The sequence below is a fragment of the Polyangium fumosum genome (genome assembly GCF_005144585.1).
Classification (GTDB): domain Bacteria; phylum Myxococcota_A; class Polyangia; order Polyangiales; family Polyangiaceae; genus Polyangium; species Polyangium fumosum.
In genome coordinates, this window is the sequence record NZ_SSMQ01000097.1 from 1 (window position 1) to 22,592 (window position 22,592).

Annotated in this window: 12 protein-coding genes; 7 read left to right on the plus strand and 5 right to left on the minus strand. The window is 68.6% G+C overall.

Annotated elements, in window-relative coordinates; all coding sequences use genetic code 11:
- Positions 1-213: 213 nt before the first annotated feature.
- Together E8A74_RS46975 and E8A74_RS46980 are read right to left on the minus strand one after the other, a co-directional pair.
- On the minus strand, positions 214-657 hold the full coding sequence (locus E8A74_RS46975) for a hypothetical protein (RefSeq protein ID WP_136935710.1): 444 nt from the start codon (positions 655-657) through the stop codon (positions 214-216).
- 15 nt (positions 658-672) lie between these two features.
- Positions 673-1,413, minus strand: a complete 741-nt coding sequence (locus E8A74_RS46980) for a hypothetical protein (protein ID WP_136935711.1) — start codon at positions 1,411-1,413, stop codon at positions 673-675.
- 411 nt (positions 1,414-1,824) lie between these two features.
- Between E8A74_RS46980 and E8A74_RS46985 the strand changes: the two genes are divergently transcribed.
- Positions 1,825-2,901 carry a hypothetical protein gene (locus E8A74_RS46985; protein WP_136935712.1) on the plus strand — a complete coding sequence of 359 codons (1,077 nt, stop codon included), beginning with the start codon at positions 1,825-1,827 and terminating at the stop codon, positions 2,899-2,901.
- A gap of 202 nt (positions 2,902-3,103) precedes the next feature.
- Here the strand turns inward: E8A74_RS46985 and E8A74_RS46990 are convergent, their stop codons facing one another.
- Positions 3,104-3,472, minus strand: a complete 369-nt coding sequence (locus E8A74_RS46990; protein WP_136935713.1) for a hypothetical protein — start codon at positions 3,470-3,472, stop codon at positions 3,104-3,106.
- A 537-nt stretch (positions 3,473-4,009) separates the two neighbouring features.
- Between E8A74_RS46990 and E8A74_RS47000 the strand changes: the two genes are divergently transcribed.
- Positions 4,010-5,752 carry an NAD(P)/FAD-dependent oxidoreductase gene (locus E8A74_RS47000; protein WP_136935715.1) on the plus strand — a complete coding sequence of 581 codons (1,743 nt, stop codon included), beginning with the start codon at positions 4,010-4,012 and terminating at the stop codon, positions 5,750-5,752.
- 89 nt (positions 5,753-5,841) lie between these two features.
- On the plus strand, positions 5,842-9,714 hold the full coding sequence (locus E8A74_RS47005; RefSeq protein WP_170229912.1) for a calcium-binding EGF-like domain-containing protein: 3,873 nt from the start codon (positions 5,842-5,844) through the stop codon (positions 9,712-9,714).
- A 45-nt stretch (positions 9,715-9,759) separates the two neighbouring features.
- Here the strand turns inward: E8A74_RS47005 and E8A74_RS47010 are convergent, their stop codons facing one another.
- The gene (locus E8A74_RS47010; protein WP_136935717.1) at positions 9,760-12,768 is read right to left on the minus strand and encodes a radical SAM protein; all 3,009 of its coding nucleotides are present in this window, start codon (positions 12,766-12,768) and stop codon (positions 9,760-9,762) included.
- 61 nt (positions 12,769-12,829) lie between these two features.
- Here E8A74_RS47010 and E8A74_RS47015 point away from each other — a divergent pair, with 61 nt between their 5' ends.
- The gene (locus E8A74_RS47015) at positions 12,830-14,659 is read left to right on the plus strand and encodes a radical SAM protein (RefSeq protein ID WP_170229913.1); all 1,830 of its coding nucleotides are present in this window, start codon (positions 12,830-12,832) and stop codon (positions 14,657-14,659) included.
- Positions 14,660-14,705: 46 nt separating this feature from the next.
- Complete coding sequence (locus tag E8A74_RS47020) at positions 14,706-15,995, plus strand: bifunctional nucleoside/nucleotide kinase/histidine phosphatase family protein (RefSeq protein WP_136935719.1); 1,290 nt, start codon at positions 14,706-14,708, stop codon at positions 15,993-15,995.
- Between the two features lie 82 nt (positions 15,996-16,077).
- Here the strand turns inward: E8A74_RS47020 and E8A74_RS47025 are convergent, their stop codons facing one another.
- Positions 16,078-18,312: a hypothetical protein gene (locus tag E8A74_RS47025; RefSeq protein ID WP_136935720.1), complete on the minus strand. Its 2,235-nt coding sequence runs from the start codon at positions 18,310-18,312 to the stop codon at positions 16,078-16,080.
- An 84-nt stretch (positions 18,313-18,396) separates the two neighbouring features.
- Here E8A74_RS47025 and E8A74_RS47030 point away from each other — a divergent pair, with 84 nt between their 5' ends.
- Together E8A74_RS47030 and E8A74_RS47035 are read left to right on the plus strand one after the other, a co-directional pair.
- Positions 18,397-19,902 carry a DUF2330 domain-containing protein gene (locus tag E8A74_RS47030; RefSeq protein WP_136935721.1) on the plus strand — a complete coding sequence of 502 codons (1,506 nt, stop codon included), beginning with the start codon at positions 18,397-18,399 and terminating at the stop codon, positions 19,900-19,902.
- A 124-nt stretch (positions 19,903-20,026) separates the two neighbouring features.
- The gene (locus tag E8A74_RS47035) at positions 20,027-22,585 is read left to right on the plus strand and encodes an alpha-amylase family glycosyl hydrolase (protein ID WP_170229914.1); all 2,559 of its coding nucleotides are present in this window, start codon (positions 20,027-20,029) and stop codon (positions 22,583-22,585) included.
- The last annotated feature ends 7 nt before the right edge of the window (positions 22,586-22,592 follow it).

Sequence of the window (22,592 nt, forward strand, 5' to 3'; positions counted from 1 at the left end):
TCGCGTCTCGCGCTGTAATACGAAACCGCCCTCCGTCGAAGCGAAAGGGGGTATGCCTTGCCGCGACCGCGTCGGCCTTCGATACGCGAGACCTCCGCACGAATGGCTGCCGCTTGTTGTTCCGTACGCATGTTGAGGCTCCTTCCGGCGGGGAGCCTGGGCACGAGGGACACGGGGCGTCAGGACGGGGGTGGGCGAGGTGATACGCTGAGATCAGCGCTGCTCTGCGGCCTCGACGCGCTTCGCGAGCAGCCCGAGGAGTTCGAAGATCTCTTCATTCGTCGGAGGCCCGTCCTGCGCGCCGCGGCGGTTGTAGAAGAGATGGTGTTTCGTGGTCTGCTTGGGCGAAGTGTGCGGAACGGCGCCCGGCTCGGCCACGAGGAGCAGGAGGCTCGTCCCGCCCTTGTCGAGCTCGACCTCGATCACCTCGGGCTTCGTGCAACGCACGTACGTGACACGGTAGCCGCCGAGATCCTGGCCCACGTCGAGCCCGTCGAGCAGCGCCCGTGTCGCGTCGGGGCAGGGGATGGACGTGGCCTTCGCGGGGCCCGCGCCTTCGCCTGGCGAGCGCGCGGGGCCAGGGTTTCGCGCGGTTTGGATCGCGATGACGCTCGCGACCATCACGATGCAGAGCGGCGGGACGATGCGGCGCTTCATCCGGCGCCTCTCTGATCAAGGCTCCACGGGCTTCTGCCGTTTGACGGAGCGCGCGCCGAGCGGCGGCGCGAGCTCTTCCCAGTCGTCGGGATGAAAGTAATGGGCGACGGCCTGGAGGCGGGCGTGCTCGCGGACGAGCAGGGTCGCCAATCGATTGCGGATGTCCACGGCGAGGGTGGGTGCGGCGGGGGCCGCCTTCGGCGCGTCCGCGGGCTTGAGGTGCGTGACCAGGAAGGCGCCGATCTCCGCGGCCTCGTCGATTTGCGCGGCGGTGACGGGGTGTTTTCCGGTGATGGTTTGCGCGTGCCTGCGGAAGAGGTCCGCGAGCGAGATGCAATCCTCGGCGCGGTCGCGCGCGCCGCGGCCTGCGATGATGGCGTCGACCTCGGCCTGGGGAATCGTGCCATTGGAAGCGAGGGCCTTGGCGGACGAGAGGAGCTGCGCGCGGAGGCGCGCGGCGGTGGAGAGCTTCGCCTGGAGGAGGGATTCGCCGGGCGCCTCCTGCTCGGCGCGGAGCGCGGCGAACTTGGTGGCGACCGCGAGCTCGGGGAGCGCGAGGAGCGCGGCGAGGTCGACCTTGGGCAAATGAACGGGGATGTGGGGCTCGTGCATCGCGGCGACGCGCATGCCGGTGGTGACGTTCGCGAGCGCGAGGTCGAGGTCGAGCCGGAAGGGCAAAACGTCGCCGGGTTGGAGCGCTTGCGCCGCGGGGAGGTGCTTTTCGTACGCCTTCTCAGGGTCGATGGGGGTTGCCATGGGGGCCTTTCCGTCGGTTTCGAGGGATGGAAGGTGGGGAACTGTACAGGAGAAGGAAACGTTTTGCACAGGGGCTTCGGGGAGGGAGGGGCAGGAGGGGACGGTTATGCAAAAAGGTTCGCAAAGTGGCGGGGGTGAGGAAAAAGTTGCGGGGTTTGGGGTGGGGGAAGGGGTGCCGTGAGGAAAAATTTTCCAGGTGGGGTTCGGGGAGGGGAGGGGGGCGGGGAAGAGGTTTCCTTCCGAGGGACGTGGGAACGTCTTCCGGGAGGAAAAGGTTTTGGGCGGGCGCGGGGAGAGAGTATCTTCGTGGACATGTCAAGCACGTCGACTCGGCGTTCGGATGATTCGCCGGATGCAGCGGGCCCGACAGGGCGAGGGGCGCGGAAGGGCGCGCGGCTGGTCGGTGCGGCGATGCTCGGCGGGATGGTCGTGGCCGCAGCGTTTGGCGTGCTGCGCGCGCAGGCGGGGTGCGGGGGGATGACGGTGCGGGGGGGTGGGGAGGTGGAGGCGTGGCCGTCGGAGGCTGGCGATGCGGGTGACGATGTGTCTGAGGGGGAGACGGGCAGGGCGGCGTGTACCCCTGTGGTGGTCGAGGTGTATGTCGATGGTTCGTTCCTACACAGGCGGCACGTTGGAGACCCGCCGCTCGCTGTCGAACGGCCGTCGCTCGTCGCTCGTCATTCATTTCCGAGCGGGCTATCCGAGGACCCTGCTCCTCGCACAGTCATCGCGTTCAGCCTGTCTGAACCTTATTTTGCCGCTGATTTCTCGACGAGGGACCTCTGTTCCACGGAGGAAGCGTCACCTTCGTATCTGCGCTTCGTCTGCCTTGGTCCCAGAGCCGAGCCGCGCAGGATCGAGTATCGAATCGAAGGGGGACGTGTGCTCGTGATCAAGGAAGACGGCAAAGAGTTGGGGCGCGGCGATGGGAGCGATAGCTGGCACGTCACGCCCATGCCACCGGATGCGTGCGCCACGCTCGAGACCAAAATTCCCAAGCGCGACCTCACGCCGCTCGCGAACGCCTATTTGGACGACCGCCCCTCGGAGCACTGCCGCGCGAGCACGGGGACGCCCCGCAAGGTCCCTGCTACCTTCGTTCACGAGGTGCTCCCGAAGGGGCATCGGCACTACGAGTCAGGAAAACTCGAGCGCACGCGCACGCCCCCCTACCGCGATTGCCGAGGCGTCACGCATGTCCGACTCGTATTGCCGGCTGAGATTGCTCCCTCGCAGGACCTGGGCCTGCTTTTCGCACAGTGCAACGGTCTTTGCCATGCGACTCGCTGGCATGACCCCAATGGCGCCGAGGTCGAGTGCCACGAAGGCGGGCAGCTTGCCGCCTACCAGCTTGGGAATCACCTGTACGTCATCGACGACGAGCACGTGCGGCAGGTGGTGCTCCCGTGTGGGGTGGAGCTGGATTTTCAGATGAACGGCTTCGTTGCACAGCTAGGGATGACCAGGGACGATATAAGACAGCAGTAACGCATCCGAGGGCGCGCTCACCGCAGCGGGTCGAGGCCGCTCACGAGCGCCGCATGACCGAGCGAAATATTAGCCACGAACGCGTGCGCTGGTCCCTGGTCCTTGGGTTCCACGAATGGCGGTTCTATCGTCGGGAATGGCGGTGCTATGTTGGATGGAATGCTCTGCGTCGGCTTCCTTAAGAAATTATAAGAGAAATAGGCTATGGACCAGCGTCCGTCTGTCTTGGCGTACTCGCCGTGAAATTCCTCGGCCACAATGCCGCCTGTCGCGTCGTAGATCGTCCTGCCAAGAGTTCACTCCCCTTGCGCGTGACCTCGCAGGTGGGGTTCGACCATGTTGCGGTCGACGGATTGAATCTCGTGAACTCCGCGACGTAGTTCGAATGAGTGACGACCATCGTCCAGGTTTCATTCGGCAAAGGCTCGGACATGGTCCTCACGTATTCATTGGCTGCCGAGCCCTGGACGAGCGCATCGATAGCCCCGTCCCAGACACCGGCGGCGACATAACAATTTTCTATAGGCCGATTGTCCACATCGAACACCGTGACCTTCAGCGTGGTAGCCATGGATTGCCTCGTCCCTCTTTCCGTTTTCCCGATGTCCCCTGCTCTGCTGCCAGGTATCGAATGTTGCTGTGCCCGTCCCGCCACGAGCGGACACAAGGAGCTGCACCCAGCACATGTCACGAATGAACGCGGGTGACCCCGGCCGACGCAGACATCCACGCCGGCCGGGGCGACCCACGCATGCCTGCCCGTCAGGGCTCTTCGGGCGGCGTGACCAGCCTCCCCGTGACCGGATCGTACTCGACCTGCACCGCCACGAGCTGATCCGTGGGCAGCACCTCGACCCATTGATCGAACACCTTGAAAGGTCCGTCCGGCGTCGCCTGGAAGCCGTCGGCGAGCGGGTCGAAGCCGTAGTCGTAGACCTTACGTGGTAACAGGCTCCGATTTGAACTGAATTCGCGGACGTTCCAATGGACCCAGGTTGCCAGGGAAAGGGACGAGGATGCGCCCTGAGCTGCGTCAGCCCTGCGAGGGAACCTGCGATGCGGACGCGCCCGCTTGCGCCGCGCCAGGGACGCCGCGTACTGTGCGCCCATGAGCCGACAGACAGCCGACGTCCTCGTCATCGGCGGCGGCCCCGCGGGGACCACCGCCGCGGCGATGCTGAAGCGAACGAACCCCGATCGCCGGATCGTCCTCTTCGAGCGCGCCCCGTTCCCTCGCCACCACGTCGGCGAGTCGACGCTGCCCGACATGAACCCGATCCTCCGTAGGCTCGGCGTGCTCGGGACCATCGACGCCGCCGGGTTCGTGCGGAAACGGGGAATCACGTACAAATGGGCGCACGACAAACCCGTCTTCAGCGAGGTCTTCTCGACCGGCGTGCTCGATTCGCTCGTGCGCGACGGGGGCGAGGGGCTGCCCGATTATGCGTGGCAGATCGATCGCAGCCGGTACGATCAAATCCTCCTCGAACACGCGCGGTCCCAGGGCGTCGAGATCGTTCAGCCGGCGAGCGTGGATTCGGTCCTCCGGGAAGGAGACCGGGTGACGGGCCTCCGGGTTTCCCACGAGGGAACGGAGACGACCTGGGAGAGCCGCTTCGTCGTCGACGCGTCGGGACAAGCGCGCGTCCTTTCGCGGTGGCTCGGTTTGTCGAAAGACGTGCACGCGCTCGGGGACCTCGCCATTTATCGTTATTACGAGGGGTTTCGCTGGCGCGAGGACCTCATCGGCGCGGAGGATCGATCCAAGATCTTTTTCAGCGCGACGCCCGCGGGCTGGATGTGGTTCATCCCGCTCTCGTCGCGCCTCGTGAGCGTCGGGCTCGTCACGCGAAGGCCGTTTCTGCAATCGCACGAGCCGCCTGCGCTCTTCGATCGGGAGCTCGCGACCGTGCCCGAGATGCAGGATATGCTGGCCGAGGCGGCGCAGACGAGCGCGCCGGGCGAGGAGGGGCCGCCGCGCACGCACACGGTCGCGGATTGGTCCTACAGCCACGCGAATCCGGCCGGGCCCGGGTGGTATCTCGCGGGGGACGCGGCGGCGTTCGTCGATCCGATCCTCTCGTCGGGGATCCTGCTCGCGCACCATTCGGGGCTCTCGGTGTCGAATGCCATCAACACGGAGTGGCATCACCCCGATATCTCCGTCGAGGAGCTCCACGCGGGGTACGCCACGTTTTACCGTGACCTCTATGGCGGGTTTCTCGCGATGGCGCGCTGGTGGTACCACCGCCGCGGCGTCGCCGGGATCGACGAGTGGCTGCGCACGGCCGCGGATCTCGGGAGCTCGGCGCGGGGCGCGCGCGAGATCAACCGGGACGACGTCTCGGCCTTCATGACGTTCGCCGCGGGGTTTCTCACGGATTTTCGTTTCGTGCACCTCGGGTGCGCGTTCGGGGATCGCGGGCTCGCGGTTTCCCTCGACGGGCTGGAGAATCGAGCGGCCGCGGGGGATCCGCTCCGTCGAGAGCTGCTCGATCGTTCGCTGCGTCCACGGTCGCGCGTGGAGCGCGCCGAGGTGGGCGCGTACGTGGCGACGGATGTCGATTCCGATCGCTTCTGGCGGCTCCCGGAGCTGCGGCTCTTCGGCGCGTTCGGCGAGCGGGTCTATCGACCGCCGATCCCGCTCGAAGGGCGCGAGGAGCGCGGGATTCGGCGGACGCTCCAGATCGTCGAGCGGACGCTCGCCTCGTGTAGCGGCGAGCGCACCGTGGACGACGTCGTGCGTCGCGTGCGTGACAGCTTCGATCGAAAGGAGGCCGAGGCGGTCCAGCAGCTCGCGAATCTCGTCCTGAGCGACCTCCGCCTCCTCGACGCCGTGACGCTGGCCTGATCCGGATCCTTCGGGACTGAAACGTTCGTCCGGAGAGCCGAGCGAGCACACCCTTCCGAATCGCAAAAAACGCCGTTAGGATGCGCGCCATGCGAATGCGCCCCTCGACGGGTTTGCTCCCCACGCTCATCGTGTTCCTCGCGCTCGTGGCCCTCGGCTGCGGCGATGACGGCGGCATACCACCGAGCCCCGTCGACGCCGGGCGGGACGTCACCGAGACGCCCGATGCCTCGGAGCCCGATGCCTCGGAGCCGGACGCGGGGTGTCCGCCGGGATCGTATCCCGACGGCGGCGTGTGTGTGCTCGAAGGGAGCTGTCAGAACAATCCCTGTGGCGAACACGGGACGTGCGACGATTCGAGCGGCTCGGCCCTCTGCACGTGCGCGGAGGGCTGGGCGGGCGCGACGTGCGCGTCGTGTGATGCCGCGGGCGGTTATCACGACGATGGGAGCGGCGGCTGCACGACGGACCCGTGCGTGCCGGATCCATGCATATCGCCCGATCGCGTCTGTGATGGGAGCTCGGGCAGCGCGCAGTGTGTGTGCAAGCCGGGCACGCACGACGAGCGCGGCGTCTGCGTCGAGGACAAGACGTGCCTGCCGACGACGTGCAGCGGTCACGGGAGCTGCAATGACGAGGGCGGCGAGGCCGTGTGCATGTGCGACGTCGGATGGAGCGGGAGCGCATGCGACGCGTGTGACGACGCAGGGGGCTATCACAGCGATGGAAACGGCGGCTGCACGACGGACCCGTGTCTGCCGAATCCCTGCGTGGCCCCGCACGCGAGCGTGTGCACGGTCGAAGGAGGATCGCCGGTCTGCGGCTGCGATCCCGGGTATCACGACCAGAACGGCGCTTGCGTGATCGACGAGGTTTGCACGCCGTCGACGTGCTCGGGCCACGGAGCGTGCGTGGTCGAAGGCGGCCACGTGGTGTGCACGTGTGACGCCGGTTTTGCCGGGGATGCGTGTGATACGTGCGACGCGGCGGGCGGGTATCACAGCGATGGAAACGGCGGCTGCACGACGGACCCGTGTTTGCCGAATCCCTGCGACATGCCGAACAAGACGGTGTGCGCGGGAGAAGGCGCTTCGTTCGTGTGCACGTGTGAGCCGGGGTATCACGACGACGGGAACGGGGGCTGCACGGACGATCCCTGCACGCCGAACGTCTGCCTCGTGATGAACCAGGCCTGCCAGGTCGTGGGCGGGATGGCGCAGTGCTACACGCCCATGTGCGACGATCAGAATCCGTGCACGGTCGACGCGGTCGTGGGCGGGAGCTGCCAGCATACGCCGCTCGCCAACGGCACGGCGTGCCAGACGTCGCTCTGCATCGTGGATCAGGCCTGCCAGGCGGGCGTCTGCGCCGGCGGCAGTCCGCGGGTGTGTGATGACGGCAATGCGTGCACGGACGACTCGTGTGATCTCGCGGTGGGGTGCGTCGCGACGAACGACAACACGAACGTGCCGGACGACGGAGTCGCGTGCACGATCGACAAATGCGCGGGCGGGCTCGCGTCGCATACGACGAGCAACGCGGCTTGTGACGACGGGTCGTGGTGCACGGGCGCGGAGGTCTGCGCGCCGCTCCAGGCGGGCGCGGATGCGGAGGGGTGCGTGCACGTGAACGTGCCGCAAAAGCCCGTGAGCATCAGCCCGTGCGTGAGTTATGGCGCGTGTGACGAGGCGACGAAGTCGTTCCCGCCGGTGTTCGCGTCGCCGGGGAGCACCTGCAACGACGGCATCCCGTGCACGAGCGGGGACGTCTGCGACGCGCAGGGCGCTTGCAAGGGGACGGCCTCGATCGGGTGCGACGGCGGGGCTTGCGCGACCACGCACCCCGGCACGGGGGACGTGAACATCCCGGTCGGCGTGGTGAGCGGGACGATCACGCTCGGAGGCGCGCCGCTGCCGGCGACGAACAACGACTACGACGGCGCGGACATCTACCTCGTGGCGAAGGACACGAAGGCTGCGCATTACCTCGGCGGCTACAGCTACCAGTACCAGTCGGTGGGCGTGTATTCGCTGATCCCGAACACGTACGGCGGCAAGGTGGTCGCGGGCGTGTACGACGTGCTCTACCGGCGGGGCTGGGGGTCGAGCGGGAATACGGTGTCGCGTACGCTTTCGACGGCCACGCACGTGAATGGCTACCGGATTCTGGCGAAGGACGTCGTCATCGGCGCGGGGGAAAGCAAGCTCGACGTGAACATCCCGGTGGCGAGCGTGAGCGGGACGATCACGCTCGGGGGCGCGGCGCTGCCGGCGACGAACACGGATTACGACGGCGCGGACATCTACCTCGTGGCGAAGGACACGGGAGCCGCGCATTACCTCGGCGGCTACAGCTACCAGTACCAGTCGGCGGGCGTGTATTCGTTGATCCCGAACATGTACGGCGGCAAGGTGGTCGCGGGCGTGTACGACGTGCTGTACCGGCGGGGTTGGGGGTCGAGCGGGAATACGGTGTCGCGTACGCTTCCGGCGGCCACGCACGTGAATGGGTATCGGATCCTGGCGACGGACGTGACGCTGTCGGCAGGGGCGAACACGCTGGACGTGAACATCCCGGTGGCGAGCGTGAGCGGGACGATCACGCTCGCGGGCGCGGCGCTGCCGGCGACGAACACGGATTACGACGGCGCGGACATCTACCTCGTGGCGAAGGACACGAAGGCTGCGCATTACCTCGGCGGCTACAGCTACCAGTACCAGTCGGCGGGCGTGTATTCGTTGATCCCGAACACCTATGGCGGCAAGGTGCCTGCGGGCACGTATGACGTGCTCTATCGTCGTGGCTGGGGGTCGAGCGGGAACACGGTGTCGCGTACGCTTCCGGCGGCCACGCACGTGAATGGGTATCGGATCCTGGCGACGGACGTGACGCTGTCGGCAGGGGCGAATACGCTGGACGTGAACATCCCGGTGGCGAGCGTGAGCGGGACGATCACGCTCGGGGGCGCGGCGCTGCCGGCGACGAACACGGATTACGACGGCGCGGACATCTACCTCGTGGCGAAGGACACGAAGGCAGCGCATTACCTCGGCGGCTACAGCTATCAGTACCAGTCGGCGGGCGTGTATTCGCTGATCCCGAACACGTATGGCGGCAAGGTGCCTGCGGGGACGTACGACGTGCTCTATCGGCGGGGCTGGGGGTCGAGCGGGAATACGGTGTCGCGCACGCTCGTGACGGCCACGCACGTCAATGGGTATCGGATCCTGGCGACGGACGTGACGCTGTCGGCAGGGGCGAATACGCTGGACGTGAACATCCCGGTGGCGAGCGTGAGCGGGACGATCACGCTCGCGGGCGCGGCGCTGCCGGCGACGAACACGGATTACGACGGCGCGGACATCTACCTCGTGGCGAAGGACACGAAGGCAGCGCATTACCTCGGCGGCTACAGCTATCAGTACCAGTCGGCGGGCGTGTATTCGTTGATCCCGAACACGTACGGCGGCAAGGTGCCTGCGGGCACGTACGACGTGCTCTATCGTCGTGGCTGGGGGTCGAGCGGGAACACGGTGTCGCGTACGCTTCCGGCGGCCACGCACGTGAATGGCTACCGGATTCTGGCGATGAACGTCACGCTCGCGGCGGGCGCGAATACGCTGCACGTGGACATCCCCGTGTCGAACGTGAGCGGGACGATCACGCTCGGGGGCGTGGCGCTGCCGGCGACGAACACGGATTATGACGGCGCGGACATCTACCTCGTGGCGAAAGACACGCAAGCCGCGCATTACATCGGCGGCTACAGCTACCAGTACCAGTCGGCGGGCGTGTATTCGCTGATCCCGAACACCTACGGCGGCAAGGTGCCTTCGGGGACGTACGACGTGCTCTATCGGCGGGGCTGGGGGTCGAGCGGGAATACGGTGTCGCGCACGCTCGTGACGGCCACGCACGTCAATGGGTACCGGCTTCTGGATCGATGCATGACGACGCCTTGAAGGAGCAACGAACCCCGGGGGCGTAGAAGCCCCCGGGGTCGAGCGTCACCCCACCCGATCCCGGAGCGGCACCGAAGCCACGCGCTTCGGCTCGGCGGCCCGATCGAAGGGCGCGCCCGCGGCCTCCAGCGCCGTGATCGCCTCCGCCGCGAGCCGCATCGCACGAACGCCATCCTCCGCCGATACCTTCGGCCGATCGCCCCGGACGACGCTCTCCCGGAACGCGACGAGCAGGCGCGCGAGGTCGCCTCCACGCGGCGGCGTGCGGGTCCGTTTGCCTCCGGCGTCGCTCACCTCCACGAGGTCACGTCCTTCCGAGCGTATCCAGGACAAACGCCTTCCATCGGCGAGGCGCGCGCGCACTTCGAGGGCGTCCGCGGCCTCGGCGAGCAAGAGCTCGATCGTGACGTCCGGCTGCGAGGGACCGGCGCCTCGCGCGCGCAAGGTCACGCGCTCGGGCCGACCGCCGCCCTTGGCCGTGGCCTTTCGGATGCGGAGGTCCTCGCCTGCCACGGCGTGTGCGACGTCGCCGAGGTGGATCAAGAGTTCGTAGAGCGCCGTGCGCGACCACGCGTGCAAGCTCGCGGGCGAGGTGGCCGTGGCCCGGTGAACGACCTCGATTTCGAGAGGACGATCGGGCCCTTTTTGATCCGCGAGCACCGTGAGGATCTCTTCGAGCCCGCCCGCCGTGCGGAGCTGCTGCGCCACCGTGATGCGCTCGTTTGCCTCGGCGGCGAGCGCTTCGGCCTCGGCGAGGTTCGCGCCGAGCGGTTTTTCCACGAGGCAGGGGAGCCCGCGCGAAAGCGCGTCGCGCGTGATGTCCGCGTGCTGCCGCGTGCTCGTGGCGACGATCACCGCGTCGATCGGGGTCCGCTCGCAGATTTCGGCGAGCGTGCGCGCGCGGGGCACGTCGGCCGCGATCTCCGGCAGATCCTTGTCCGGCGCGTGCGGGGAGGTGATGCCGGCGAGGACGAACCCGCCCGCTTGTTCCAGCGCCGCCGCGAAGGCGAGGCCCCGCCGGCCCGTGCCGACGATCGCGACACGGACGGCGCGCGGCGCGGGGGAGGTTTGGGCCACGGGCAGGTGGATACGCTCGCGCGGCGCTTCCGGGAGCGGGATGTCGTCGCTCCGCGGGATGCGGCCGTCGCCGAAGCGGAGTTCGTCGAGGCGGTCGATCCCCGGCCGAAACCGCGCGATGCGGGGCTCGGTGAGGCAACGCTCGGGCGTGATTTTCTCGCCCGGGATGGCCCGGAGCTCGCCCGTGCCGAAGACCGCCGCATAAGGCTTCCATACGCCCGTGCAGACAAGGTCGAAGCGGCAATCGGCGCAGGCCGGGCCTTTCTGCTTTTGCGGGAGGTCCTCCGTCAGCGCGCCGCTGAGCGAGACGAGCACGTCGCTCCACGGCATCATCTCTTCGAGCTGGCACGGCGGCACGCCCTGGCGCGAGCCCACCACGACCTCGACGCCGAGCTCGTTTGCCCGCGCGATCGCGCGCTTCAGGTAGGGCATGACGTCCGAGAAGCGGGGCACGTGGTCGGCGAGGCGCTCGAGGGCCTTGTATTGCGGCGTGACGTACGCGAAGGAGATGCCGATCCGCGCGCCGAACGCGGCGTGCATCCACTCGACGAAGCGCACGAGGTGCCGATAGTTCTGCGCGGAGACGACGTGGTTCACGTCGAGCCGGAGCGCCTCGTGGCGCGCGAAGAGGTGGAGCGCCCGCACCGTCCGGGCGTGGTCACCCATCTTTCGGGTTTGCAGCCGCGCGAGCGCCTCGTCATGCGCGTGCAGCGAGACGAAGACGTTCGTGAGGCCCGCCCGGACGAGGGCGTCGACCTTCTCCGGTTTGTCGAGGAGCACCGCATTCGTGACGAGCTCGATGCTGCGGACGCCGGTCCGCTTGGCCACGGACACGTAATCGACGAGGTGGCGCGAGAGCGTGGGTTCGCCGCCGCTGAACGAGATTTGCTCGACCCCCGTCCGGCCGAGGCGCGCGATCCGCCGCATCATCCGGCCCGGATCCTCCTCCACGTTGTGGGAGGTCTCGTTCGCGCTGCAGAACCAACAATCCTGGTTGCAATGGACCGTCGGGCGGAGGACCGTGAAAAACGCCGCGCGCGCCGCGCTCTTGCGGGTCTCGTCCCAGCGCTCGCGCGGGCGTTGCTGCGGGGCGCGCGGCAAGGGGGACAAGCCCGCGGCGCCGTGCGTGGAGAGGTAGAGCGTGGTCGTGCCCGGGCAGGCGCGCGAGGCGCCGCAGGCGTCGCAGGCCGGCGCGAGGGAGGAGGTGGCGTGGCGCGGCATGGGACGGCCGCCGCGATCGGCGAGCAAACGCTCGGGGACGTCGATGCCGCCGTCCGGGGTCTTGGCGGCGACGGCGCAGAGCGGGATCCCGTCGCGCTCGGTCAACGTGATTTCGAGCCCTTTTTCTCGGGCAAACCCGATCGCCGCGAGGAGCCTGTCCCGCGTTCGATCCCAGCGCGGCGGCGCGAGCTCGCGCGGCGCGCGTCCATCCACCGGCCGGAGCGCGGACGGCGCGTAGAGGCGGACACGACGCGCGCTCGGCGCGACGCCCGCGAGGAGCGTGATCAGCCCGCGGAGGTCCTGGATCGAGGGATCGAGCACCGGGATCTCGAAGACGAGGTCGAGCCCCGTCGCCGCGATGGCGCCGAGGCCCGCGAGGCCCGCGGAGAACGCGCCTCGCACGCGGGCGATCGCGTCGTGCACGGCCGCTCGGTCGCTCGCGAGGAAAAACACGACGCCCGAGAGGCCCGCCGCGCGGAGCTCGTCGGCGCGCCCCTCGGCGGCGTAGGCCACGCCGTTCGTCCGCGCATACACCGCGCCCCAGCCCGCGTCGCGCGCGTTCTGCACGATCGCGCGCAGATCCTTCAGACGTGAAGCTTCGCCGCGCAGCTCGAGCACGCCGCCGCCACGACGGAGCTCGCGCTGCTGCGCTCCTTCGTCCGGCGGCTTGCCTCGGCAATCACAGACGGGGCAGGCGAGGTTGCAGCCCTCGGCGAGCAGGAGGCTCGTGTCGGTCGTGCCGGCGCGGGGGCTCATGGGAGAGCGCATTGTTCGCCGTGGGAGACGCCGCGCGCAAGAGGAACGGGCTTGGGGTACCATGACCACGATGCGCGTCGCGCGGGTGCTCACGAACGAGACCTGCAACCAGGGTTGCGGGTTCTGCTCGGCGCGAAGGCCGGTCGAACGGCCCGATTTCGTCCGCTCCGCGGCCGTGCTCGCTCGCATCGACGAGGCGCTCGCCAAGGGCACACGCGAGGTCGTGCTGACGGGCGGCGAGCCCACGATGCGCCGGGATCTCGCGGCGCTCGTCCGCCACGCCCGCGCGCGCGGCGCCGAGCGCGTCGTGCTGGAGACGAACGCGTCGCTCGTCACGGAGAGCCTCGCGCGCGCGCTCGCCGACGCGGGTCTCTCGGTCGCGCGCGTGCACGTGCCGGCGTTTGGCCCCGAGGCGGACGGGATCACGCGCGACGAGGGCGGGTTCTCCGCCGCGCTCACGGGCGCGCGTGCCCTCGCCGCCGCGGGGATCCCGCTGGAGATCACGACGCCGGTCGTTCGGAACAACCTCGATCTCGTCGCCGCGATCCCGGGCGGCGTGCGCGCGGCGAACCTCCCGGCCTCGCGCCTCCTCGCGTCCATCCCCGTGGAGGCGCCCGATCCTGCGACGCTCGCGCCTCTCGAAGGCGCCGCGCGTGCGCTCGAACGGCTCGATCAGGCCGCGCGGGAGGCCGGCATCCCGCTCTCGCTCGACCCCGGCGCGGCCATCCCTCCGTGCTCGTTCGAGCGGCCCGCGCGCCTCGCGCACCTCTACGCGCTGAACCCCGGCGGCGTGAATCGCCCGGGCCACGAGCGCGTGCCCGCGTGCGGAGCGTGTGTCGTTTCGGATCGTTGTCCCGGCGTGCCGCGCGCGCTCCTCGCGCGGGAGACCACGTCCGCCTTCCGGCCTCTCACGGAGGACCGGGTTCGCCGCAAGCTCACGGTGATCTCGTCGGTGCGCGAGCAGATCGATCGCGAGCTCGTGACCCGCGACGTCCACCGCGCGCCCGACGGCCGGCTCGTGCCTTCGCACATCGTGCGCATCCAGTTTCAGTGCAACCAGGCCTGCGATTTTTGCTTCGTCTCCACGCACCTGCCGGCGCCCGAGGACGAGGCCGTGCGCCGCGCGATCCTCGAGATCGCGCACGCCGGTGGTGTGCTGCAAGTCTCGGGCGGCGAGCCGACCTTGAACGGGCGTCTCCACGCGTACGTCGCGCTCGCGAAACGGGAAGGGGCGATGGCGGTGGAGCTGCAGACGAACGCGGTGCGCCTCGGGGAGCCGGGCCGCGCGCGCGAGCTCGAAGAGGCCGGGCTCGACGTGGCGTTCGTGTCGCTGCACGGGTCGCGCGCGGAGATTTCGGACATGATCACGCGGGCGCCGGGCACGTTCGAGAAGACGGCGCGGGGGCTCGACGCGCTCGCGCAGACGAAGATCCGCGTGCGGCTGAACTTCGTCTTTTGCGCGCCGAACCTGGCGGATTTCCCGGACTTCGTGCGGCTCGTCGCGGCGCGCTGGCCGGCCGCGGAGATCAACGTCTCCGTCGTCGGGGCGTTCACGGACCTCGTGCCCCGCACGGAGAGCTTGATCCCGCGGTACACGGATCTGCTGCCTGTGATGCGCGAGGGCCTCGGGATCGCGCGCGCGGCCGGGATCCCGGTGCTCGGCTTCGAGTCGATGTGCGGGATCCCGCTCTGCCTCGCGCCCGTCGATCCACGCGGGTTCTTCGACCTCGCCGAGATCCCGAGCGGGCACGACGGCGGCGAGTTTGTCCGCGCAGAAGCGTGCGGGCGGTGTGAACTTTCGGCGCGTTGCTTCGGCCTGCGGCGCAGCTACGCCGAGCTTCATGGAACCAGCGAGGCGCGGGCGATCGTGCGGGGGGCCGAAATCGGCTGACGCCTCCGTCCGCGGTTCGTGCTTCCCCCTTCCCTCGTAGGGCGGTATGGAGCGTGCCGTGTCGGGGGTACGGAGCAAAAGGGTGCCGGGCGAGCGAGACAAGGCCACGACCGTTCTGTCCATGGTCGGCCTCCCTGCGCGGGGAAAGACGTACATCGGGCGCCGCGTGGCGCGTTACCTGAGCTGGCTCGGTCATCCGACCCGCGTGTTCAACGTGGGGAGCTACCGGCGCCGGCAGATCGGCGCGAGCCAGCCTGCCGACTTCTTCGCGCCGTCGAACAAGGAAGGCCGGCAGGTCCTGCACGACCTCGCCATGACGGCGCTCGATGACATGCTCGTCTGGCTGCGCGAGGGCGGCGAGGTCGGCATCTTCGACGCGACGAACAGCACGAAGGAGCGCAGGCGCCTCGTCGAGGAGCGGTGCCGCAAGGAGGGGCTGCCGGTCGTCTTCATCGAGTCGTTCTGCAACGACCCGGGGGTGATCGAGGCGAACGTCCGCGATACGAAGCTCAAGTCGCCGGACTACGTCGACATGGATCCGGACGCGGCGGCGCAGGACTTCCTGCGGCGCATCGCCCACTACGAGAGCATGTACGAGACGCTCGAGGATCCGAACCAGAGCTACATCAAGATCATCGACGTCGGCCGTCAGGTGATCCTGAACCGGATCCACGGCTACCTGCCCGCGCGTCTCGCGCCGTTGCTCATCGACCTGCACGTCTCGCCGCGCCCGATCTGGCTGACGCGGCACGGGCAAAGCGACTACAACCGGCACGGCCGCATCGGCGGTGATCCCGAGCTCTCCCCGGCGGGTGAGGAGTACGCGAAGCACCTGGCGGAGTTCGTTCGGAAAAACGCGCCGCGGGATCAAGAGGTGTCGGTCTGGACGAGCACGCTGCGGCGGACGATCCAGACGGCGACGAAGATCACGCGGTCACCGCGGACCTGGCGGGCGCTCGACGAGATCGACGCGGGCGTTTGCGACGGGATGACGTACGACCAGGTGCGGATCGAGATGCCGGACGTGTGGGCTGCGCGGAGCGCGGACAAATTCCGGTATCGATATCCGCGGGGCGAGTCGTACGAGGACGTGATCCAGCGGCTCGACCCGGTGATCATCCAGCTCGAACGTCAGCGCTCGCCGACCTTGGTGATCGCGCACCAGGCGGTGCTCCGGGCGATTTACGCGTACCTGATGGACCGGCCGCCGGGTGAGTGCCCGTCGATCAGCGTGCCGTTGCACACGGTGATTCAGTTGACGCCGACGGCGTACGGCTGCGAAGAGAAACGATTCGCGCTGCCGCCGAACGTGGAGGATCAGGGGGCGGGGGGATAGGTTTTACCAAGGAAACCATTCCCCCGGCATCGTTTGCCACGCCGTGAGGTCGTTTGGAGCGGCGTGCGGCACGGCTTGGCCCTCAGGGCTCGGAACCGTAATACAACGACTCGGGTGAGCGTTCGGGGGCCTCTGTGTCCTCGGCCGGCGGTTTGGGGGTCAGGCGGAGGCGCTGGCGAATCGAGGAGATCCCGGTCTCGCGCTCCGGGAAGGGGAGACGCCACACGGAGTCCTTCACGCAGGCGCCGAACGAGGTTTCGCCCGGCGGCGAGATGAGCTTCACGTCGCCGACGAAGCCGTCCGCGCCCACGCGGAACTGGAGGTTGAGGTCGATCGGCTCGCCCGGGCGCTTGTCGAACTCGATGCGGTAGCAGTCCCGGATCTCAGCGTGGAGGACCGCGAGGCCGACGTCGACGTCTTCGCGTGTGAGGTTGCCCGAGACCCGGGCTTCTTCGGCTTCCTCCAGCGTCACGGTGTCCGACGCTTGCGCGTCGGGCGGCGATAACGTCGCGCGCGCGCGTGGCTTCAGAGGCTCGGCGACCGTCACGTCGAACACGGGGACCGACCGCGTCTCGCCGTTTCGCGTCTGCATCGTTCGCTCGACCGAGAGGATGGATGCGATGACGCCGCGGGCCTCTTCGAGCCGCGTGTCTGGCGACAAACGGATCATCGCGCGGTCACGCGTTCGGTCCTGCGGGTCGTGGTGCGCGCCGTGGTCCTTCCAGAGGTCCGCCACCACCGCGGCCAGCACCGGATGACGCACGTTTCCCGCCGCAGCTTCGCGGGGCGCGCGGCGCAGCGTGGTGACGATGTCGCGGATGCGCCACTTCAAGACGAACTCGTCGAGCGAGGCGTCGATGTCGAGGAAGCCAGGCGGAGGCGCGTGGGGCGTGGGGGGCTCGATGGGCTCGGCAGGCCCGAGGAGCGGCGGCGCGAGCGGAATGGCAGGCACGGCGATACGGGTGCCGAACCGCGGATCGGGCAGCGTGATGCGGAGGGGGGTGCTGAAGTAGCGGCCTTTGAGGAGAAGGTCGTACGAGCTGTCGTCGAGGCCGTCGAAGCGCACGGGCACGCCGTGCTCCCAGCGCGCCGGGGAGAACTGAAAGCCGAGTACGATCTGCGCGGGGGTCGTGGGCGGGAGCTCGGTCGGGAAGGGGCTCGCGAGATCCACGACGAGCGTGCCCGGAGGCAAGGACGGGTCCGCGAGGGAGACGCCGGGGTTCGTGGTGAGGCGGGTCTGGTCGGCGACGAGGGATTCGATGTGGCGGAGCGCGGCGTTCGTGGGGAGCACGAAGAGGGCCGGCGCGAGCGCGAGGAGGAATGTCACGAGCAAGGTGGGGCGCGCGCGGGAGAGGGCGCCCGTGAGGCCACGCGGCGGCATCGCGACGAGCGTCGTGAGGACGATCGGGAGGGCGAAGATCGCGCCAGTGGCAGCGAGCTCGACCGTCGTGCGGCGGAGGTCGCGCGCGGCGCGCCCGAGCGCGGGGAGGGGGGCGCCCGGCGTCGAGAGGGCGATGACCTCGCCCATCGCAGGCGCGAGCGACGCGAGGAGGACGCCGCCGATGCCGGCGCACGCGGCGGCGAGCAGGCGCGTCGCCGCATACCCGTCGCCGCGGTTCGTCCGCGACGCGCCGAGCACCACGGCGACGAGACCCATGCCCGCGGGCAGCGCCGCGATCCAGCTCCCGACCGCATCGCGGCCGAGGTCGTCCTTGCCGAGGAGGCGCGCGACGAGCGCCGCCGCCGGGAGGGAGAGCGTGGCGACGATGAGCGCGGCGAGGGGACGGTTGTCCTTGTTGATCGACGCCGTCACGCGTCCCGGCCGGAGCGAGAGCGCGGCGATGCCGAGCGAGATCGACGCGACGAGCAGGCCTGCGCCTTCGAGGGAGGCGCGGGTCGTCAGCGCGAAGGCGGCGGCGCGGGCGCGGTCGCCGAGGGAGAGATCGGGTGCGCTCGCGAGCGGATCGGGCATCCATGCGATCGAGGCCGCGAGCGTGATGGCCGCGAGGAAGGCGGGCGGGAGGCAGACGAGGGACGCCGAGGCGCGTCGCTCCGCGACGAAGCGAGCGAGCGCGACGGTCGCGGCGAGCGTGAATCCGAGCGCGAAGCCCACGGCGAGCGCGCCGCGTGGCTCGGCGAGGTGCAGGCTGAAGAAGGCGACGCGCACGAGCCCCGCTTCGGCTTCGGCGAGCAGGACGAGCGCGACGGCGATCGGCACGAGGAGCGTGATCGTCGCGACAGCGAGGTTTTGCCGCGTGCGTCGGGACGCGCGGCGGGCTCGCTCTTCGGGCTTGCCCGAGGCGTCCTTGTCAGCCACGCCGCGCAGCGTATCCGGACCGCGCCCCGCGCCGCGAGGGAAAAACCGTGACAACGCGTCGCGGCCGTCGATACCCTGCACGGCATGCGCGCCGCGGGCGTCTTCGCGTGGGCCCTCTTGACGGCTGCGGCCGCGTCGGCCGAAGCATTCCCGGCCTACTTGCTGGGCAAGAGGGAGTCGAAGATCTCGAGCAGCGCGACGACCGTGGTGATCGCGCGGCGCGGGACGCGCACCGTCGTCTCGATGCAGATCCAAATGGACTACATCGACTTGGCCGAGCCCTCCGCTGTCGACGACGAGTTCGCGCCCAGGACCTTCGAGGTCGAGATGATCGTGCCCGTGCCGGCCACGCTCGACCACGACGCGGTGCGGAGGCTCCCGAGCGACATCTTCGAGCGGCTCGACGTGATCAGCGCGCCGCGGCTCGTCGAATCCTGGCAGCAGGATCCCTGCACCTACGCGGATATCGCCTCGATCGCGGCACGCGACAAGGAGGGCGGCCCGAGCGCGCTGCCGGACGAGGGCGCTCTACGTGCCCGCGCCCCGGAAACGTCCCGCGTCCAGATCGACGCGCCCTTCGGGGCCTACGTCACGGTCGTCGAAGCATCCGACCTGGAGCGTTGGATCGACGGATATAGGCGTCCCCGTCGCATCCCGGAGAACGTCGCGACCGTGCTGCGCTCGTACAAGGAGGCCGGGTGGAAATTCCTCGTGTCGGATCTCCGCTTCTCGAAGGACGAGATGCGGAACGGCCGCGTCGTGCCCCCGCCCCTTCGATTCGAATACGACGCAGAGGCGGTCCGGCTGCCTTTGCGCCTCGGGCTCTCGAGCGCGGCGGGCACGCACGACCTCGTGGTGCACGTGTTCGCGGAGGACAGGTACGAGGCCGCGAATTTCCCGAACCTCACGATTCCCACGAACGTGGAGGTCGACGTGGCGGCCCGCGCGCACTTCGGTGAGCTCTACGCGTCGCTCTTCGACGCGACGCTCGACAAGAATCAAGGCGCGTTCGTGACCGAATACGCGTGGGACACGGAGTCGTGTGACCCGTGCCCTGGGCCCTTGCTTTCGCCCGAGGCGATGCGATTGCTGGGCGCGCCGTCGGGGATGGTCGTGCATACGCGGCTTCACGCGCGTTATCGCAAAGAGGCGCTCGGAGAGGACCCCGTGTTGCGGGTCGCGCCGCCGGTCCAGGGCGGGCGCGGCGGCGACGGGCAGGCGGCGGTGCCCGCGGAGGTGAGCACGTTTCAGGGGCGTTACGTTCTTCGCAACCGCTGGCAGGGCCCGGTGACGTGCCCGAACCCCGATTTCGACATCTGGGGCGGGCCGCCGCGCGCGGACCTCACGAGCGTGCGACCCGCCGCGCCATCGTCCGAGGTGGCGCGGGGAAAGGTCTATCTTTCAGCGATGGTGCGCGATTCCGTGCCCGCTGCCGGGATCGAATCGAAGCTTCGTCCGGACGGGGCCTCGGCGGGAAGGCGATTCTTGCTCGGCTTCGGCCTCGGCGCGGGCGCGGGGCTCTGCGGCACGATCGGCGTGGTATTGGCGGTAACCGGAAGAAAACGCGGTTCGCGCAGGAATTCGCCATAACACGAGCGCTCGATCCTCGCTTGACATCCCCTTCGCGGGTCGCATCATGAGCGATCCTCCGTGAATGCGGCGCGAAGGTGTATTCGCGGGTCCGGGACGGCTTCGACAGAACGGGAGATTCACGATGAGACGATACCTTGGTTATTCGATTCTCGGTTCGCTCGCTTGCCTCCTCGCGCTGAACGCGGGGTGCGAAGGCGAGGATCTCAACACGGGCGGCACCGGCGGATCGGGGCTCACCACGAATACGGGCAGCGCCGGCGCGGGCGCCGGGACGGGCGGCGCGGGCGGGATCGTGCAGGAGAGCTTCATCCGGATCCATTATCGGCTGCAGGACGGCGGCGACCCGAAGTCGTGGGGCGTGCATTTCTGGGGCGCGGGATCGACGTCGCCGGCGTGGGGAACGCCGCAGGTGTTCGACGGGACGGACGAGTTCGGCGTATACACCGACGTGCGGGTGACCGTGACCGGCGACGCGGACGACGCGTGGCTCGGGCTCATCCCGGTGCAATGCTCGAACGGTGATTGCAAGAAGGACGTCGAGACGGGGGTTCGTTTCGTCGATCTCACGAAAAACGCCCAGGATGCGAACGTCGCCGAGTGCTGGATCACGCAGGGCCAGGCCGTCTCGACGACGCCGCCGGCGGCGGCGGGGCCTGCGTACGAGATCTCGCGGCCGAAGGATTTCATCGACCTCGGCAATGGCAGCGTGCGGATGATGTTCCGGGTGGCGAAGGGCTCGACGGGCACGGTCGAGTACGGCGCGGCTGCGGGCACGCTCGACAAGAAGGCGACGTGGACATCCGCGGACGACATCAACAAGAATGGCCTCGTGATCACGGGTCTGACGCCCGGGGAGGCGATGTATTACCGGATCTCGACGAAGCTCGACGTCGATGGGCAGACGCTCGAAGACACGTCGGACGTGCTCGATCTGAAGCCGATCTCGTATACGTCGATCACGGACGCGGCCGACTGGGCGTCGTGGGGCAGCAAGGGGATCATGTACCAGCTCATCGTGCGCACGTTCGCGGACGGCGGCGCGACGAAGGCGGTCGGCGATTCCAAGACGGAGAGCGGCATCGATACGACGAAGATGGACGGCGTGGGTGATCTCGTCGGCCTGCGGAAGGCCCTGCCGTACCTGAAGGAGCTCGGCGCCGACGCCATCTGGATGACGCCGGTCTTCAAGGCGAAGAGCTACCACGGCTACGACACGACGGATTTCTACGACATCGATCCGTCGGTCGGCACGAGGAAGGATTTCACCGATCTGACGGAGGCGGCGCACGCCGCGGGGATCAAGATCATCCTCGATCTCGTGCAGAACCACGTGGCCGACGTGAACCCCTGGTTCGTCGCGGGCGCGGATCCGAAGCACGCCGATTACGACAAGTACCACGACTGGTTCGTCTGGTCCGATCAATACTCGAACATGCTGGCGGACGGGCACCCGTGGGACGGCTCGGCCGTGATGTGGGCGTGCAAGAACTACCAGTGCTACCACCAGATCTTCGGCGGCCCGATGCCGGAGCTCAACTACCGGAACCCCGCGGTGCGCGCCGAGATGAAGAAGATCTCGCAGCACTGGATCGATCTCGGGGCGGACGGGTATCGCCTCGACGCGTCGAAGCACATCGATCAATTCGACGACAACGCGAAGATCTCGCTCGACAAGCACGGCACGCACGTGTGGTGGAAGGAGTTCAACCATTTCGTCAAGAAGGAGGTCGTGCGGCCCGCGGGTTCGGCCGCGGTGCTCCTGACGGGCGAGAATCGCTGGGACGATCCGGCCCAGTACGGCGAGATGATGCCGTACGGGGGCGACATGGACTCGCAGTTCGACTTCCCGTTCCGCAGCATCGTCGGCAACTTCGTGAACGGGCAGGCGGGCGAGGCGATCGATTTCGTGGGGTACGTGAACAAGGTCCAGGCCGACCTCGCGGCCGGAGGCAATGGCGGCAGCCCGCACCATTACCTCGAGCGGTTCCTGTCGAACCACGACCTCGAGCGGCCGGCGACCCAATTCGAAGGCGCGGGCGCGGCGCTCGACGCGAAGCTGAAGCAGGCCGCGACGATCGTGCTCACCGTGCCGGGCATGCCGGTCATCTATTACGGGGAGGAGTTCGGCAAGAAGGGCAAGCGCGACAAGTTCCTCGGGAACGAGGCGTGGGACCGCGACGAGCTCATCCGCGAGCCGATGAGCTGGTTCGAGACGAACGTGTTCGCCGGCGACAAGACGGCGGCGTGGAACATCGACGCGGCGGCCACGAACGAGGCGAACAAGGACGTGCTGCCCTTCGCGGGCGTGGGCATCACGGTCGCGCCGAACCCGGAGTACCCGTTCGTGAAGTTCATGGCGGAGCAGGAGCCGGCCTCGTGGGCCGCGCAAGAAACCGACGCGTCGAGCCTCTTGCATCACTACCGGAAGCTCGTCGCGATCCGGAAGGCGCACGCGGTGTTCACGGACCTCGCCGCGACGATCACGCTCGTGAAGAACACGGCCGACGTCTACGAATACAAGCTCCAGAGCGGCGCGGAGACGATCTCGGTCGTCCTGAACCGCACGTCGACGCCGCAGCCGATCCCCTGGGGCGCCGCGGCGACGGAGCTCCTCACCGGAATGACGGGCATGTCGTTCGATGTGCCCGCGTACGGGGCGATCATCGTGCAGAACAACTAAAAATGTA

Bases quoted from the DNA above. Each gene is read 5' to 3' on its own strand.
- E8A74_RS46990 (WP_136935713.1), bottom strand. From the start codon at position 3,472: ATGGCTACCACGCTGAAGGTCACGGTGTTCGATGTGGACAATCGGCCT.
- E8A74_RS47010 (WP_136935717.1), bottom strand. From the start codon at position 12,768: ATGAGCCCCCGCGCCGGCACGACCGACACGAGCCTCCTGCTCGCCGAG.
- E8A74_RS47020 (WP_136935719.1), top strand. From the start codon at position 14,706: ATGGAGCGTGCCGTGTCGGGGGTACGGAGCAAAAGGGTGCCGGGCGAG.
- E8A74_RS47015 (WP_170229913.1), top strand. From the start codon at position 12,830: ATGACCACGATGCGCGTCGCGCGGGTGCTCACGAACGAGACCTGCAAC.
- E8A74_RS47005 (WP_170229912.1), top strand. From the start codon at position 5,842: ATGCGAATGCGCCCCTCGACGGGTTTGCTCCCCACGCTCATCGTGTTC.
- E8A74_RS47000 (WP_136935715.1), top strand. From the start codon at position 4,010: ATGAGCCGACAGACAGCCGACGTCCTCGTCATCGGCGGCGGCCCCGCG.
- E8A74_RS46985 (WP_136935712.1), top strand. From the start codon at position 1,825: ATGCTCGGCGGGATGGTCGTGGCCGCAGCGTTTGGCGTGCTGCGCGCG.
- E8A74_RS46980 (WP_136935711.1), bottom strand. From the start codon at position 1,413: ATGGCAACCCCCATCGACCCTGAGAAGGCGTACGAAAAGCACCTCCCC.
- E8A74_RS47035 (WP_170229914.1), top strand. From the start codon at position 20,027: ATGAGACGATACCTTGGTTATTCGATTCTCGGTTCGCTCGCTTGCCTC.
- E8A74_RS46975 (WP_136935710.1), bottom strand. From the start codon at position 657: ATGAAGCGCCGCATCGTCCCGCCGCTCTGCATCGTGATGGTCGCGAGC.
- E8A74_RS47030 (WP_136935721.1), top strand. From the start codon at position 18,397: ATGCGCGCCGCGGGCGTCTTCGCGTGGGCCCTCTTGACGGCTGCGGCC.